Below are 15,073 nucleotides of genomic sequence, written 5' to 3'. Positions count from 1 at the left end.
GGGCGGTGCGGTGTTCCGTACGGGGACGGGGTGCCGTTTCCGCACGGGCGCGCGGAGCCTTTCGTACGGGAACGGGGCCCGGGCTCAGGTCGTCGCCGGGCCCGAGACCGCGCGCCCCTGGGCCGAGTGCGGGTGCTCGTGCTGCTCGGCCTTCGGCTTCCCGTTCGCCGCGGCGGCGGCCGCCCGGGCCTTCAGCTCCGCGGGACGGTGCCAGCCGTGCTCGCCGCGCGCCCGCAGCCAGGCCGTCGTCTCCTGGGGCGGCATCGCGGCGGCCACCAGCCAGCCCTGCACCGCGTCGCACCGCAGGTCCCGCAGGCGCTCCCACGTCTCGTCGTCCTCGACGCCCTCGGCGACGACGATCAGGCCGAGCGAGTGGGCGAGGTCGATGGTGCAGCGGACGATCTCCGCGTCCTCGTGGTCGACGGCCAGCCGGGCCACGAAGGACCGGTCGATCTTCAGCTCGCTGACCGGCAGTCTGCGCAGGTGGACCAGGGAGGAGTAGCCGGTGCCGAAGTCGTCGAGGGACATCTTCACGCCGTGCGCGGTGAGCCCGGCCAGGGTGTCGGCGGCCCGCTGCGGGTCTTCGAGCAGCACATGCTCGGTGATCTCCAGCTGGAGGGCTCCCGCGGGCACGCCGTGGCGGGCGAGGCGGGCGGCGACGCCCCCCGCGAAGCCGGGGGTGTGCACATCGCGCGGGGAGACGTTGACCGCGACGGGGACGAACAGGCCCTGGGCCCGCCACCTGGCGACCTGCGCGAGCGCCGTCTCCAGGACGTATTCGGTGAGGTGCGGCATCAGACCGGAGGACTCCGCGATGGCGATGAACTCGTCCGGGGGGACCCGGCCGCGCTCCGGATGCACCCAGCGCACCAGCGCCTCCAGGCCCGCGACCTGCCCGTCGAAGCGGACCTTGGGCTGGTAGTGCAGCTCGACGTCGCCCGCGTCCAGCGCCCGGCGCAGATCCCCGAGGAGCCCGAGCCGGTCGGGGGTGTTGCTGTCGCGCTTGGACTCGTAGACCTCCACGCCGGTGCGGTCCCGCTTGGCCTGGTACATCGCGACGTCCGCGCGGCGCAGCAGCCCTTCGGCGTCCAGGGCGTGGTCGGGGTAGACGGCGACTCCGGCGCTGGCCTCCAGGACGAGGGTCAGCCCGTCGAGGTCGAGGGGCGAGGACAGCTCGGCGACGAGATGGCGGGCGACCTGCTGGGCGCTGGTGGTGGAGTCGGTGTGCGGCAGCAGTACGGCGAACTCGTCGCCGCCGAGCCGGGCCGCCTCCGCACCGCGCGGCAGGGCGAGCCGCAGGCGCTCCGCTATCTGAAGCAGCAGCCGGTCACCGGCGAGGTGGCCCAGGGTGTCGTTGACCGCGCGGAAGCGGTCCAGGTCGATCAGGACCAGCGCCGAGCGGGTGCCGATGCTCTCCGCGTCCTCCAGGGCCGACCAGGTGCGCTCCAGCAGCCACTGGCGGTTGGGCAGCCCGGTGAGCGGGTCGCGCAGCTGCTCCTCGGCGCGGGCACGGGCGATCCAGAGCGTGGAGTCCAGGGCGATCAGGGGCACCGCGAAGAGCGGCAGCAGGATGGGCATGGACATCGCGACGGCGCAGATCAGCGGAGCGAGGCCGAGGAGCGCGACGGCGACGAGCCCCTGCCGCAGCAGCGCGGTGCGGGCTATCGTCGGCAGCCCGCCACCGTGCGGGGCCCGTGCGTACCACAGCAGGACCCGGGTGACGAGAAGATACGTCGACGCCGTCAGGACCAGCTCCGGGACGGCCGCGATGCCCCAGTCGAGTGGCCGCCAGGGCTCCTCGACGGTGGGCACGACCCCGAAGGCGGCGAGCACGAGGGCGGCCGCCCCGATGCCGAGGATGTCCACCGCACCGTGGAGCAGCCCCTGCCACCAGCGGTGTCTGCGGGCGGTCCCGACGAGCACCACGACGGCGAGGCTGACCAGACCGGCGGGCAGCCAGCCGTACAGCAGCAGCACGGCGAGGGTGAGGGCGGCCCCGGAGCCGGTGCCGCCCCACCACCGGTCGCGGCCCAGCGCCACCAGATGGCCGACGATGATCCCGGTGAGCACGGCGAGGGACCAGCCGACGGCCCCGTCCGGGAAGAGCGCGTGCCCTTCGTGCACGGTCTGGTAGAACCCGACCGCCAGAAGTAACGCGGCGGTCCCTACGACGGCGGCGCCCACGGGGGGCGTGAGGCCGACGAAACCTTGCAGCCGCGACACCGGGGCGGCGCTCTCGGTCGGTTTCATTCCGTCCCTCTCACAGCCGGCGGTGCCGATGTCCCTCGGTGGCGCCCGCGTCCGTGGCACCACGGCCCGGTCGGGCAGCCGTGCACGGCAGGCGCACCTCTCAACAGTAGGCCGCGAAAGGCTTCCAGGGGCAGCGCTCTACCGCTCTTGCCCGAATGCGAGCCGACCACCCGTCACCATCTGCTATGCGCCGAACGGGTGAAACGGGAGGGCTGTTCGGGGCCCGCCGGACCCTTCTTCACCCCTCTGCCCCGTTTCCTTCCCGCTCCGGGTCGCGCCACGCCCGGGCCGCGTCTCGAAGACGTCTCGATCCGGAGAACGGCGGACGACCTGCGGCCCCGCGGTCGGTTACTCCGCGTCCACCTCGGGGGCGGACTTCGCGGCCGCTTCGGACGTAGATTCGGGCTCGGCTCCCGGAATGGGCAGGGCCGCTCCCTTGGCTTGTTCGGGCCCCTGTTCGAGGAGGATCGCGAATCCTTCCTCGTCCAGCACGGGAACCTTCAGCTGCATCGCCTTGTCGTACTTGGAGCCGGGGTTGTCGCCGACGACCACGAACGCGGTCTTCTTCGACACCGATCCGGCGACCTTCGCACCGAGGGCCTGGAGCGCCGCCTTCGCGCCGTCGCGGGTGTGGCCCGCGAGGGTGCCGGTGACGACGACGGTGAGCCCTTCGAGGGGGCGGGGGCCTTCGTCCTCGTCGGACCCCTCGTCCGCCATCCGCACCCCGGCCTCACGCCACTTGCGCAGGATCTCGCGGTGCCAGTCCTCGGCGAACCACTGCTTGACCGAGGCGGCGATGGTCGGCCCGACACCGTCGGCGGCGGCCAGCTCCTCCTCGCTCGCCTCGTCGATCCGGTCGATGGAGCGGAACTGACGGGCCAGCTCCTGGGCGGCGACCGGTCCGACATGGCGGATGGAGAGCCCGGTGAGGATGCGCGCGAGCGGGGCCTCCTTGGCGGCGGCGATGCCCTCCAGCATGGCGACCGCGTTCTTCTTGGGCTCGCCCTGCTGGTTGGCGAAGACGGTGGCGATCTTCTCCTCGCCGGTCTTCGGGTCGCGCTTGGGCAGCCCGCTGTCCTGGTCCAGGACATAGGCGCGGATCGGCAGGAGCTGGTCGATCGTGAGGGAGAACAGGTCGCTCTCGTCCTTGAGGACCGGCTCGGCGGGCTCCAGCGGCCGGGTCAGGGCGGCGGCGGCCACATAGCCGAAGTGGTCGATGTCCAGGCACTTGCGCCCGGCGAGATAGAAGAGCCGCTCGCGCAACTGGGCCGGGCAGGTACGGGCGTTGGGGCAGCGGAGATCGATGTCGCCCTCCTTCATGGGGCGCAGCTCCGTCCCGCACTCGGGGCAGTGGGACGGCATCTCGAACGCCTCCTCGGTGCCGTCGCGCAGATCGACGACGGGGCCGAGGATCTCCGGGATGACGTCGCCCGCCTTGCGGATGACCACGGTGTCGCCGATGAGGACGCCCTTGGCCTTGACCACGTTCTGGTTGTGCAGGGTGGCGAACTCGACCTCGGAACCGGCCACTTCGACCGGCTCGACCTGGGCGTAGGGGGTGACGCGGCCCGTGCGCCCGACGCCGACGCGGATGTTGACCAGCTTGGTGTTGACCTCTTCGGGGGCGTACTTCCAGGCGATGGCCCAGCGCGGGGCGCGCGAGGTGGAGCCCAGGCGGCCCTGGAGCGGGATCTCGTCGAGCTTGACGACGACCCCGTCGATCTCGTGCTCCACGGAGTGCCGGTGCTCGCCGTAGTACGCGATGAACTCCCGTACGCCGGCGAGGGAGTCGACGACCTTGTTGTGCTGGGCCGTGGGCAGGCCCCAGGCGTGGAGGAGGTCGTAGGCCTGGGAGAGGCGGTCGATGCTCAGGCCCTCGTGGGCGCCGATGCCGTGCACCACCATGTGCAGCGGGCGGGTGGCGGTGACCTTGGGGTCCTTCTGGCGCAGCGATCCGGCGGCCGCGTTGCGCGGGTTGGCGAAGGGCTTGTCCTCGGCGGCGACCAGACGGGCGTTCAGCTCCTCGAAACCCTCCATCGGGAAGAAGACCTCGCCGCGGATCTCCACGAGCGCCGGGATGCCGTCGCCCTTGAGGCGGTGCGGGATCTCGGCGATCGTCCGGACGTTGGGGGTGATGTCCTCGCCGGTGCGGCCGTCGCCCCGGGTCGCCGCCCGGGTCAGCCTGCCGTGCTCGTAGGTGAGGTTGACGGCGAGCCCGTCGACCTTCAGCTCGCACAGGAAATGGTGGCCGGGGGTGCCGACGTCCTTGGCCACCCGCTCGGCCCAGGCGGCCAGCTCCTCGTCGTCGAAGGCGTTGTCCAGGGAGAGCATGCGCTCGCGGTGCTCCACGGAGGTGAACTCCGTGACATAGGGCCCGGCGACCTTCTGGGTCGGGGAGTCCGGGGTGCGCAGTGCCGGGTGCTCCTCCTCCAGGGCCTCCAGTGAGCGCAGCAGCCGGTCGAACTCGGCATCGCTGACGACCGGCTGGTCCTTCACGTAGTAGCGGAAGCGGTGCTCCTCGATCTGCTCGGCCAGCAGCGCGTGCCTCTCCCGCACGTCCGCCGGAACCGAGCTCTCCTGCTCCACCCGCTGTTCGCCGACCATCGTCCCCATCCTCCCGTTACCCCGTCGTGCCCGTCACTCAGGGTTGTCTGCGAGCGATCTCGCCGCCCTGGCGCAGTGGGCGAGCGCGGTGCGGGCGTGCGCGGGCGATGCCCCCGCGAGACCGCACGACGGAGTGATCACGACGGACTCGGCGAGAGTCCCCGGATTCAGCCCCAGCCTGCTCCACAGCTTCCTGACACCCATGACGCTACCGCCCGGGTCTGACAATGGCCCCGAAGCGGCGTCCGTGGAGGGCACCACGCCCAGGAACAGCTGGGTGCCGCCCTCGACGGCCTCCCCGATCGCCTCCTCCTCACGCTCGGTGAGCAGCGAGAAATCGAACGAGATGCCGTCGGCCCCGGCGCGGCGCAGCAGCGCGAAGGGCACCTCGGGGGCGCAGGAGTGGACGAGCGTCGTGCCGTCCTCGCCCGCGGCGGCGAGCACGTCGCGCAGGGTCGCCTCGACGATCTGGCGGTCGACGGCACGGTAGGTGCGGTAGCCGCTGGCGGAGCGGACCCGGCCGAGCAGGACAGCGGTCAGGGACGGTTCGTCCAGTTGCAGCACGATCTCTGCCCCTGGCATCCGGCGGCGCACCTCGGCAAGGTGCCCGCGCAGCCCCTCGGCCAGGGACCCGGCCAGGTCGCGGCAGGCACCCGGGTCGGCGAGCATGGCCTCACCGCCGCGCAGTTCCAGCGCGGCGGCGAGCGTCCACGGGCCGACGGCCTGGACCTTGAGCAAGCCCTCGTATCCCTGGGTGAACTCCTCCAGGGCGTCCAGGTCCTCCCGCAGCCAGGAGCGGGCGCGGCGGGTGTCGCGGCCGGGCCGGTCGCTGATCCGCCAGCCGCTCGGCTCCACGTGCCCGTACATCTCGACGAGCAGGCCGACGCTGCGGCCGATCATGTCGGCGCCCGGCCCGCGCGCGGGCAGCTCCGCCAGGTACGGCATGCCCTGGCCGTCGGCGAAGGAGCCGGTGACGGTCTTCGCCGCCTCCCTCGCGTCCCCTCCCGGCATGGACCCGATACCGGTCGCCGGACACTCGCTGAACTTGCTCTTCTCGCTCACGCGGGAAGCCTACGGTCCGGGGCGGGAAACCTGCTCCCCGGGACGTCAGCGGCCGGGGCGGACGGTGAGGTCGTTGACCTCGGCGTCGCGCGGCAGGTCGATCGCCATCAGGATGGTGGTGGCCACCGACTCGGGGTCGATCCAGCGGGCGGCATCGTACTCCTTGCCCTCCTGCTGGTGGACCTTGGCCTGCATGGGGCTGGCGGTTCGCCCGGGGTAGACCGAGGTGACGCGGACCCCGTTGCCGTGTTCCTCGTGGCGCAGCGAGTCGGCGAGGGCCTTGAGGCCGTGCTTGCTCGCGGCGTACGCGCCCCACTCGGCGTGGGCGCTGAGCCCGGCGCCGGAGTTCACGAAGAGGACGTGGCCCTGGGCGACGCGCAGCTGTGGGAGCAGGAGGCGGGTGATCTCGGCGGGGGCGACCAGGTTGGCGTTGAGCTGGAAGTGCCAGGACTTGGGGGTGAGTTCGGCGACGCCGCCCAGCTCGACGACGCCCGCGACGTGCAGCAGGGTGTCGATCCGCTCGGGCATGGTCTGCTGGCCGAACGCCCAGGAGAGCCGGTCGGGGTTGCCGAGGTCGCCGACGAGTGTGCGCGCGCCCGGGTAGCGGTCGGCGAGCTCCTTGGCGCGGCCGGCGTCGCGGGCGAGCAGGACGAGGTCGTCGCCGCGCTCCTGGAGACGGCGGGCGACGGCGGCCCCGATGCCGGAACCGGCGCCGGTGATGAGGTGGGTGGGCATGAGGCGATCCTAAGGGCTGTGATCACCGGGTCCGGCGGACGCCCCTGCTCACTGGTGGCCGGCGGCCTCCTCCAGGTAGGCGAGCGCGCCGACGCCGTCCTTGGCGAAGAAGACCAGGTCGGTGAGGGGTACGGGGAGGAAGCCCTCGTCCTCCATGCGCTGGAACTGCTGGCGCAGCCCGTCGTAGAAGCCCGCCGTGTTCAGCAGGACCACCGGCTTGGTGTGCTTGCCGTGCTTCTTCAGCTCCAGGATCTCGGTGGCCTCGTCCAGCGTCCCGGTCCCGCCGACCATGACGACCACGGCGTCGGCCTTCTCCAGGAGGAGGGCCTTGCGCTCGGCGAGATCGCGGGCGATCACCATCTCGTCGGCGTTGGTCCGGGCCTTCGCGGCGAGGAATTCGACCGACACCCCGACGAGCCGCCCGCCCGCCGCCTGGACGCCGTCCGCGACGACCTTCATCAGGCCGCTCTCCGATCCGCCCCAGACCAGGGTGTGCCCGCCTCTGCCCAGCAACTCGGCGAACTCCCGGGCGGGCACGGTGTAGTGGTCGTCGAGGTCGGCGGCGGAGAGGAAGACGCAGATGTTCATGGGGCAACCGTACGACCCGCCTCGGACAGTCGTGCGCCCCGGAGAGGGGCCGGGGATGATTCCGGCCGACGCCGATGAGCGGGGAAGATTTCGGGCCCGTACGTCGCTGAAACCGGCATGACTGCCACCCGAGGACACCGCATCACCGTCGAGCAGGGCACCGAGCACGTCCGGGCGGTGCACGACGGGCAGGTGCTGGCCGAGAGCCGCCGCCCGCTCGTGCTCCGCGAGACGGGCTGTCCGGTCCGTTACTACCTGCCGCCCGAGGACGTCCGCACCGAGCTGCTGAGCCCGTCGGACACCAGCACGCACTGCCCGTTCAAGGGGGACGCCTCCTACTGGTCACTGCCGGGCGCGGCCGATCTCGTCTGGGCCTATCCGGACCCGAAGCCCGAAGTCGCCGCGATCAGGGGCCACTTCTGCTTCTACGCGACGGAGACCGTGGCCGGCTGACCCCGGGCACGGGCTCCTTGAAGTTCTTTCCACCGGAGCGATGAGTTTCGCGGCCCGCCCCGGTCTCCTCTCCCATGGACAGGATTCTCTCCGCCGACGGCACCCCGATCGCCTACCGCCGCCAGGGCGAGGGGCCACCGCTGGTGCTGGTCGGCGGGGCGCTGAGCACCGCGGCGACCGACGCGCCGCTGGCCGCCCTGCTGGCCCCGCACTTCACGGTGATCACCTACGACCGCCGGGGCCGGGGCGCCAGCGGTGACGCCCGGTCCGGTGCCGCGGGGCGGGAGACCGAGGACCTGGCCGCCGTCGTCGGCGCGGCGGGGCCTGGCGCGGCGGTCTTCGGGATGGCGTCGGGCGGGGCGCTGGCGCTGGAGGCGGCCGCCGCCGGGCTGCCGGTGGAGCTGCTCGCCGTGTACGAGCCGCCCTACACTCCGGGCGCGTCCGGCCTGTTGTCCAAGGCCCGCTGCACGGCCCGGCTGCACCAGCTGCTGGCGGCCGGGGACCGGGGCGGGGCGGTGGAGCTGTTCCTGTCCGCGACGGGCGTCGCTCAGGAGACGGCGGCCCGGATGCGGCACACCCCGCTGTGGGCGGAGCTGGAGGCGATGGCGCACACCCTGGCGTACGACGACGCGCTGCTGGGGAACGGGGCGGTCCCGGCGGAGCGGTTCGCCGCCGTCACCGCCCGGACGCTGGTCATCTGCGGCGGCTTCAGCTCCGCCCCGGCCCGTGCGGCGACCCGGACCCTGGCCGAGGCGCTGCCGCGCGGCAGGCACCGCACGCTGACGGGCCAGATGCGGGATGTGGCCCCGCAGGCCATCGCGCCGGTGCTGGCGGACTTCTTCGCCAAGGACGTGTACGCGCGCCAGGCGTCGTAGAGCGCGCGGACCGGGCGTACGGACCAGCGTACGGACCGGGCCGGGTGCACTCACCGGATGCACCGGCCGGGCGTACGGACCGGTCTCAGGTCCCCGTGGCCACCCGCTCGCGGCGCACCGTCGTCGCGATGGTGGCGGAGCCGACCACGCGCGTGCCGTCGTAGAGGACGACCGCCTGGCCGGGGGCCACGCCCCTGACCGGCTCGGTGAAGGTGACGTGCAGCTCTGCGCCGTCGACCAGCTCGGCCGTGACCTCGCACTCCCCGCCGTGGGCGCGGAGCTGGGCGGTGTACGTGCCGGGGCCGGACGGAGGCGTGCCGCACCAGCGGGGCTTGATCGCGGTCAGGGAGGTCACGTCGAGGGCCTCGACGGGGCCGACGGTGACGGTGTTGTTCACCGGGGAGATGTCGAGGACGTAGCGCGGCTTGCCGTCGGGGGCGGGGTGGCCGATCTTCAGGCCCTTGCGCTGGCCGATGGTGAAGCCGAACGCTCCCTCGTGGGTGCCCAGCTTCGTACCGGACTCGTCCAGGATGTCGCCCTCGGCCGGGCCGCCGAGGCGGTCGGCCAGGAAGCCCTGGGTGTCGCCGTCGGCGATGAAGCAGATGTCGTGGCTGTCGGGCTTCTTGGCGACGGCCAGGCCCCGGCGCTCGGCCTCGGCGCGGATCTCGTCCTTGGTGGTGAGGGTGTCGCCGAGCGGGAACATGGCGTGCGCGAGCTGCTTCTCGTCCAGCACGCCGAGCACGTAGCTCTGGTCCTTGGCCATGTCGGAGGCGCGGTGCAGCTCGCGGCTGCCGTCCTCGGCGAGCACGACCGTGGCGTAGTGGCCGGTGCACACGGCGTCGAAGCCGAGGGCGAGGGCCTTGTCGAGCAGTGCGGCGAACTTGATCTTCTCGTTGCAGCGCAGGCACGGGTTGGGGGTGCGCCCGGCCTCGTACTCCGCGACGAAGTCCTCGACGACGTCCTCGCGGAAGCGTTCCGCCAGGTCCCAGACGTAGAACGGGATACCGATGACGTCGGCCGCGCGGCGGGCGTCCCGGGAGTCCTCGATCGTGCAGCAGCCGCGCGCCCCGGTCCGGAAGGACTGGGGGTTCGCGGACAGGGCGAGATGGACACCGGTCACGTCGTGGCCCGCCTCGACGGCGCGGGCCGCGGCGACAGCCGAGTCGACACCGCCCGACATCGCGGCGAGGACACGCAGGGGGCGCTGGGAAGTCTGAGTCATAGCTCCTCCAGGGTACGGGTCGCCGGGAACCGAACGCTCGCGGATATGCGTTGACGTTCACATGGGGAACAACGGGAGCACCCGGGCCCCGCGAAAGCGCTCACGTACGTCTTCGCGGAAGAAGCCCACGAGCGGCGTCAGCCGGCGCGCGCTGCTGATCGGCGGCGGTGCGGCGGCGGCCGCCGGCACCGCCGCCGTGCTCACGCGCGACCGGCTGAAGCGCCTGTGGTGGCAGGTGCCCGGCATCGAGAAGCCCCGGAAGCCGGGTGAGCTGGACTACGCGGCCGCGACCTGGGTGGCCGCGTCCGAGGGGAACTGGCGGCGGGCGGACCGCCCCGACGACTTCCGGATCGACCGTGTGATCATCCATGTCACGCAGGGCAGCTTCGCCAGCGCGGTGAAGGTGTTCCAGGACCCCGCGCACCGGGCCGCGACGCATTACATCGTGGGCCAGGACGGACGGGTGGTGCAGATGATCCGCGAGCTGGACGTGGCGTATCAGGCGGGTGACCGCGCGTACAACGAACGCTCCGTCGGTATCGAGCACGAGGGGTTCGTGGACCGCCCGAAGGACCTCACCAAGGCCATGTACGAGTCATCGGCCCGGCTCACGGCCTCGGTCTGCGCGCGTTACGACATACCCATCGACCGGGAGCACATCATCGGGCACGTGGAGGTGCCGGGCACCGACCACACCGACCCGGGACCGCACTGGGACTGGGACCGCTACCTGGAGCTGGTGCGCCGGGCCGCGGCAGCACCGCCCTCCCCCACGCCCTCGGCGAAGGCCGCCGGGTGACGGCCCTCAGCTGAGCCCGGCCGTCCGCGCCCGCTCCACCGCCGGGCCGATCGCCTGGGCCAGCGCCTTGACGTCGTCCTCGGTCGAGGTGTGGCCGAGCGAGAAGCGCAGAGTCCCCCGGGCCAGGTCCGGGTCCGTGCCGGTGGCCAGGAGTACGTGGCTGGGCTGGGCGATCCCGGCGGTGCAGGCCGATCCGGTGGAGCACTCGATGCCCTGGGCGTCCAGCAGCAGCAGGAGCGAGTCGCCCTCGCAGCCGGGGAAGCTGAAGTGGGCGTTGGCGGGGAGCCGCCCGGCCGGGTCCGGGTCGCCGCCGAGGACGGCGTCCGGGACGGCGTGGCGCACGGCGGCGACGAGGTCGTCGCGCAGTCCGCCGACGCGCCGGGCGAAGTGTTCGCGTCGCTCGGCGGCCAGCCGTCCGGCCACGGCGAAGGAGGCGACGGCGGGCACGTCCAGGGTGCCCGAGCGCACGTGGCGCTCCTGGCCGCCGCCGTGGAGAACGGGTACGGGGGTGTGGTCGCGGCCCAGCAGCAGCGCGCCGATGCCGAACGGGCCGCCGATCTTGTGGCCGCTGACCGTCATCGCGGCCAGTCCGGAGCGGGCGAAGTCGACCTCCAGCTGACCGAAGGCCTGGACCGCGTCGGCGTGCATGGGGATGGAGAACTCCGCGGCCACCGCGGCGAGTTCACGTACCGGCATGATCGTGCCGATCTCGTTGTTGGCCCACATCACGGTGATCATCGCGATGTCGTCGGGGTTGCGGAGGATCGCCTCGCGGAGGTCGTCGGGGTGGACCCGGCCGTAGCGGTCGACGGGGAGATGGTCGACGGTCGCGCCCTCGTGCTCGGCGAGCCAGTCGACGGCGTCCAGGACGGCGTGGTGTTCGACGGGACCTGTGAGGACCCGGGTGCGGCGGGGGTCGGCGTCGCGGCGGGACCAGTAGAGGCCCTTGACGGCGAGGTTGTCGGCCTCCGTGCCGCCGGAGGTGAGGACCACCTCGCTGGGGCGTGCGCCGAGGGCGTCGGCGAGGGCTTCTCTGGACTCCTCGATGGTACGGCGGGCCCGGCGTCCGGCGGCGTGCAGCGAGGACGCGTTACCGGTGACGGACAGCTGGGCGGTCATCGCCTCGATCGCTTCGGGAAGCATCGGCGTGGTCGCGGCGTGGTCGAGGTAAGCCATGGTGGGGCTGATTCTACGAGCCCGGGGTGGGGCGCACGGCGGGCGCGTCACGGCCCGGGGCCCGCGCGCGTCGGCACGGGCCCCGTCTCAGCCGCGCCCCAGCCGATTCGGCCACCCCAGCCGCCCCAGCCGCTTCAACCGCTTCAACCGCCAAGGCTCCAGGCGGCCGTTCCGTTGGCGGTGATCAGGACGGCGAGCACCACGAGGTCGGCGACGCCCAGGGCGAGACCGAGGAAGGCTCGGCCCCGTCGGCGGGTGCGGCGGGCCAGGGCGAGGAACGCCATCACGATCGCGGTGGGCCCGAGCAGGAGGTTGAAGACCAGCAGGCCGACAAGGCCGAGCACGAACGAGGCGACGGCCAGCCCGTCCGCCTCCCGGCCCACGGCAAGCGAGGCGCCCGCTTTCACGCCCTTCGCGCCCTTCACACCCGTCGCGTGCTCAGCCGCGCCCGGCACGCGGGCCGGGGTCGAGCCGAGCGGCGCGGCTTCGGTGTCGGTGGCGGTGACGCGGCGGGTGGAGTCCGTGAGGGTCGAGGCCATGGTGCGAGCTCCTTCGGATCGGACGGGACACGGCAGGCTCGGCGGGTGCGGGTGCGGGCGGGGAGCGAGGCCTCAGCCGGTGCGTCGCGCGAGGCGCTCCCGCACGGCGAAGACCAGCAGCCAGCAGCCGATCAGCGTGGCGGCGGCCAGCGACAGCGGAAGCGGGAGATGGGCGACTGCCCCGAGGACGACCCCCAGCAGAAGCAGCGCGACGACGAGGAAAAGCACGGCGGAACCTCTCTGTGCGACGGCTCTGTACGACGGCAAAGGTCATTCGGAGTACGAGTGTTCACTGACCCACGAGTCTAAACCCCTCACCTCTTCCTCGACTTGGAGAACAACTGTTTACTGAATGGCATGAGTCACACCGCCGGAATCCGCCAGACCCAGAAACTCAGAACGCGCCAGGCCCTCCTGGACGCGGCGCTCGTGCTGCTGGAGCACCAGAGCCTGAGCAGCCTGGGGCTGAGGGAGGTCACCCGGGCCGCCGGGGTCACCCCGACGGCCTTCTACCGGCACTTCGAGGACACGGCCGCGCTCGGCGTCGCCCTGGTCGAGGAGACCCTGGGCAGCCTGCACGGGCTGATCGGCGCGGTCCTCGCGGAGACGGGCGACAGCGAGGAGCGGCTGGACCGCAGCGTGGAGATGATGGCACGCCACGTCGGCGCGCAGCCCGCCCACTTCCGCTTCATCGCCCGCGAGCAGCACGGCGGTGTGGGCCCGGTCCGCGCGGCCATCGCCGCCCAGCTGCTCCGGTTCGCGGAGGAGGTGGCATGGGCGCTCGGCCAGGAGCCGGAGGCGGCCGGGTGGAGCGAGGAGGACCTGCTGATGCTGGGCGGCCTCTATGTGGACCACATGGTGATCACCGCGTCGGCCCTGCTGGAAGCCGGACCGGCGCGCGAGCGGGAGGTCATACGGGTGGCCCGGCGGCGGCTGCGGCTGGTCACGATCGGCCGCGCGCACTGGCTCGACGAGGGGTGGGCGAACGGCGTCGGCCGCGCTTGACCCTCCCGCAACAGGAGGCCCTACGGTTTGGCCTTCGGGTCCGACTGGCAGCCCGGCTGGGCCGAGGAGGCCGAGGAGCGCTGGGGCCACACGGACCAGTGGGCGCTGTACGCGGAGCGGGCGGCCGGGTTGTCCCCCGAGGGCCGCCGGGCCGGTCCGGACTATGCCGTGCGCGGGGCCTTGGCGAGCTGTCGGGACTGGGCGACGAGCCGGTCCGCGCTGTCCCAGACCTCCGCGTCCTCCTCCAGGAAGCCGCCCGCGAGGTTGCGCGTGGTGATGGAGACGCGCAGCGGGCCCGGGGCCGGGCGGCAGCGGACGTGGGTGGTCAGCTCGACGGTGGGCGTCCAGCCGCTCAGGCCCAGCTCGAACGAGGTCGGAGGCAGGGCGTCCACGGTGAGCAGGAGCGAGAGCGGGTCCGGGTCGCGGCCGTCGGCCAGGCCGAACCAGCCGCGCATCTCGCCCTTGCCGGACGGGGCGCCGACCGCCCAGCCGACGGTGGCCGGGTCGAGCTTGATGTCGAGGCGCTCGGTGATGGCGGAGCTGCCGGGAATCCGGGGCGCGCCGTCGCTGGGGCCGAGGCAGTGGTCCCGGTCGGGCATGGCGGGCGGCTGCGCCGTCGTACGGACGTCGTCGGAAAGCGTGTCGAGGTCGCCGTAGGTGGCCAGGACCCGGATGCGCTCGATCTCGCTGCCGTCCTCGGCGTACTGGAAGAGGGAGGCCTGCCCGGTGGAGAGGGTGCGGCCGGTACGGACGGTCTGGGTCCGGATGACGGCGGGGCCGGGGACGGAGGCGGTGAGGTAGTGCGCGGAGACCGAGAACGGGTCGGGGTGCGGCAGGGCCTGGCCGAGGGCGCGGCCGAGCAGGGCCAGCAGATAGCCGCCGTTGACGGCCTGGATGATGGTCCAGCCCGCGGAGAGCTCGGCGTCGTAGACGCCCTCCTCGCGCAGGGTGACCGCGGTGTCCCGGTCGAACTCGCTGTCGCCGATGGTTGCCCGGACGGTCTGCGCCGCCTCTGTCGCTGCCTGTGCCATGGCATGCACGGTACAGGGATGCATTACTGAGCGGTAGCTTTTTGGGGCGCCGATCACAGCCCTCAGGCCTCCTCCGCCCGTGCGGAGGAGCGGTTGTACGCACGCGGCGCCCGCCAGTGGAAGCGCAGCGCCAGCAGTCGCAGAACGAACGCGGCGATCACGGCCATGCCGCTGGTGAAGGCGTTGAGGGTGTCGAAGCGGATGCACAGGACGACCATGGTCGCGCCGACGATCGCGGGCACCGCGTACAGGTCGCGGTCCCAGCGCAGCAGCGAGGGCACCTCGTTGGCCAGCACATCGCGCAGCACACCACCGCCGACCGCGGTGGCCAGGCCCAGCGCGGCCGACGCGGTGAGCCCGAGGCCGTACTCGTACGCCTTGACCGTGCCGGTCACACAGAACAGGCCGAGCCCGGCCGCGTCGAAGACGTTGACGCCGACCTGGATGCGCTCCACGTGCGGATGGAGGAAGAAGACCAGGCCCGCGGCGAACAGCGGGGTGATGAAGTAGCCGAGGTCGGTGAAGGCGGCGGGCGGGATGGCGCCGATCATCACGTCACGGAACAGCCCTCCGCCCAGCGCTGTCACCTCGGCGAGGACCGCGATGCCGAAGACATCGAAGTTCTTGCGTACGGCGAGCAGGGCGCCCGAGATCGCGAAGACGAAGATCCCGGCGATGTCGAGCGTGTGCAGGACGGAGGGCGTGAACAGTTCGGTGAGCACCGGACAATTGTG

15 protein-coding genes are annotated in these 15,073 nt (G+C 72.6%); 4 read left to right on the top strand and 11 right to left on the bottom strand.

The annotated features are described in order from the left end of the window. Positions 1–84 precede the first annotated feature (84 nt). The 5 genes from CIB93_RS11430 to CIB93_RS11410 all read right to left on the bottom strand — a co-directional run bounded on the left by CIB93_RS11430 (position 85) and on the right by CIB93_RS11410 (position 7,239). Positions 85–2,250, bottom strand: coding sequence for a bifunctional diguanylate cyclase/phosphodiesterase (locus CIB93_RS11430; RefSeq protein WP_096626674.1), 2,166 nt, complete (start codon positions 2,248–2,250; stop codon positions 85–87). 348 nt (positions 2,251–2,598) lie between these two features. Next, complete coding sequence (ligA, locus tag CIB93_RS11425) at positions 2,599–4,854, bottom strand: NAD-dependent DNA ligase LigA (RefSeq protein ID WP_096626673.1); 2,256 nt, start codon at positions 4,852–4,854, stop codon at positions 2,599–2,601. A 33-nt stretch (positions 4,855–4,887) separates the two neighbouring features. After that, positions 4,888–5,916, bottom strand: a complete 1,029-nt coding sequence (locus tag CIB93_RS11420) for a methionine synthase (RefSeq protein ID WP_096626672.1) — start codon at positions 5,914–5,916, stop codon at positions 4,888–4,890. A 45-nt stretch (positions 5,917–5,961) separates the two neighbouring features. Continuing rightward, complete coding sequence (locus CIB93_RS11415; protein WP_096626671.1) at positions 5,962–6,651, bottom strand: SDR family oxidoreductase; 690 nt, start codon at positions 6,649–6,651, stop codon at positions 5,962–5,964. 48 nt (positions 6,652–6,699) lie between these two features. Next, complete coding sequence (locus CIB93_RS11410) at positions 6,700–7,239, bottom strand: TIGR00730 family Rossman fold protein (protein ID WP_096626670.1); 540 nt, start codon at positions 7,237–7,239, stop codon at positions 6,700–6,702. Between the two features lie 117 nt (positions 7,240–7,356). Here CIB93_RS11410 and CIB93_RS11405 point away from each other — a divergent pair, with 117 nt between their 5' ends. After that, positions 7,357–7,692, top strand: coding sequence for a DUF427 domain-containing protein (locus CIB93_RS11405; RefSeq protein ID WP_096626669.1), 336 nt, complete (start codon positions 7,357–7,359; stop codon positions 7,690–7,692). A 74-nt stretch (positions 7,693–7,766) separates the two neighbouring features. After that, positions 7,767–8,567: an alpha/beta fold hydrolase gene (locus CIB93_RS11400; RefSeq protein ID WP_096626668.1), complete on the top strand. Its 801-nt coding sequence runs from the start codon at positions 7,767–7,769 to the stop codon at positions 8,565–8,567. Positions 8,568–8,652: 85 nt separating this feature from the next. Here the strand turns inward: CIB93_RS11400 and mnmA are convergent, their stop codons facing one another. Next, entirely contained in the window at positions 8,653–9,789 is a 1,137-nt protein-coding gene (gene mnmA, locus CIB93_RS11395) for a tRNA 2-thiouridine(34) synthase MnmA (protein ID WP_096626667.1), read from the bottom strand. A 61-nt stretch (positions 9,790–9,850) separates the two neighbouring features. Here mnmA and CIB93_RS11390 point away from each other — a divergent pair, with 61 nt between their 5' ends. Next, complete coding sequence (locus tag CIB93_RS11390; RefSeq protein ID WP_096626666.1) at positions 9,851–10,588, top strand: N-acetylmuramoyl-L-alanine amidase; 738 nt, start codon at positions 9,851–9,853, stop codon at positions 10,586–10,588. A gap of 6 nt (positions 10,589–10,594) precedes the next feature. On the opposite strand, the gene CIB93_RS11385 is transcribed toward CIB93_RS11390, so the two are convergent. The 3 genes from CIB93_RS11385 to CIB93_RS37840 form a co-directional block, all read right to left on the bottom strand. After that, entirely contained in the window at positions 10,595–11,764 is a 1,170-nt protein-coding gene (locus CIB93_RS11385; RefSeq protein ID WP_096626665.1) for a cysteine desulfurase family protein, read from the bottom strand. Positions 11,765–11,907: 143 nt separating this feature from the next. Then, entirely contained in the window at positions 11,908–12,303 is a 396-nt protein-coding gene (locus CIB93_RS11380; protein ID WP_096626664.1) for a hypothetical protein, read from the bottom strand. A 72-nt stretch (positions 12,304–12,375) separates the two neighbouring features. Further along, on the bottom strand, positions 12,376–12,531 hold the full coding sequence (locus tag CIB93_RS37840) for a hypothetical protein (RefSeq protein WP_096626663.1): 156 nt from the start codon (positions 12,529–12,531) through the stop codon (positions 12,376–12,378). 129 nt (positions 12,532–12,660) lie between these two features. On the opposite strand from CIB93_RS37840, the gene CIB93_RS11370 reads away from it, so the two are divergent. After that, a complete protein-coding gene (locus tag CIB93_RS11370; protein WP_096626662.1) occupies positions 12,661–13,308 on the top strand; it encodes a TetR family transcriptional regulator in 648 nt (215 codons plus the stop codon). A gap of 161 nt (positions 13,309–13,469) precedes the next feature. Here CIB93_RS11370 and CIB93_RS11360 read toward each other — a convergent pair whose 3' ends face one another. Beyond that, positions 13,470–14,339 (bottom strand): thioesterase family protein, encoded by an 870-nt coding sequence (locus CIB93_RS11360; RefSeq protein ID WP_179500061.1) that lies wholly within the window; start codon positions 14,337–14,339, stop codon positions 13,470–13,472. A 62-nt stretch (positions 14,340–14,401) separates the two neighbouring features. Further along, positions 14,402–15,061, bottom strand: coding sequence for a trimeric intracellular cation channel family protein (locus CIB93_RS11355; protein ID WP_096626661.1), 660 nt, complete (start codon positions 15,059–15,061; stop codon positions 14,402–14,404). Between the last annotated feature and the right edge of the window lie 12 nt (positions 15,062–15,073).

The organism is Streptomyces sp. WZ.A104 (assembly GCF_002382885.1).
Classification (GTDB): domain Bacteria; phylum Actinomycetota; class Actinomycetes; order Streptomycetales; family Streptomycetaceae; genus Streptomyces.
Note: the sequence above shows the minus strand (reverse complement) of the source record. Positions and strands in the feature narration are given on the sequence as shown.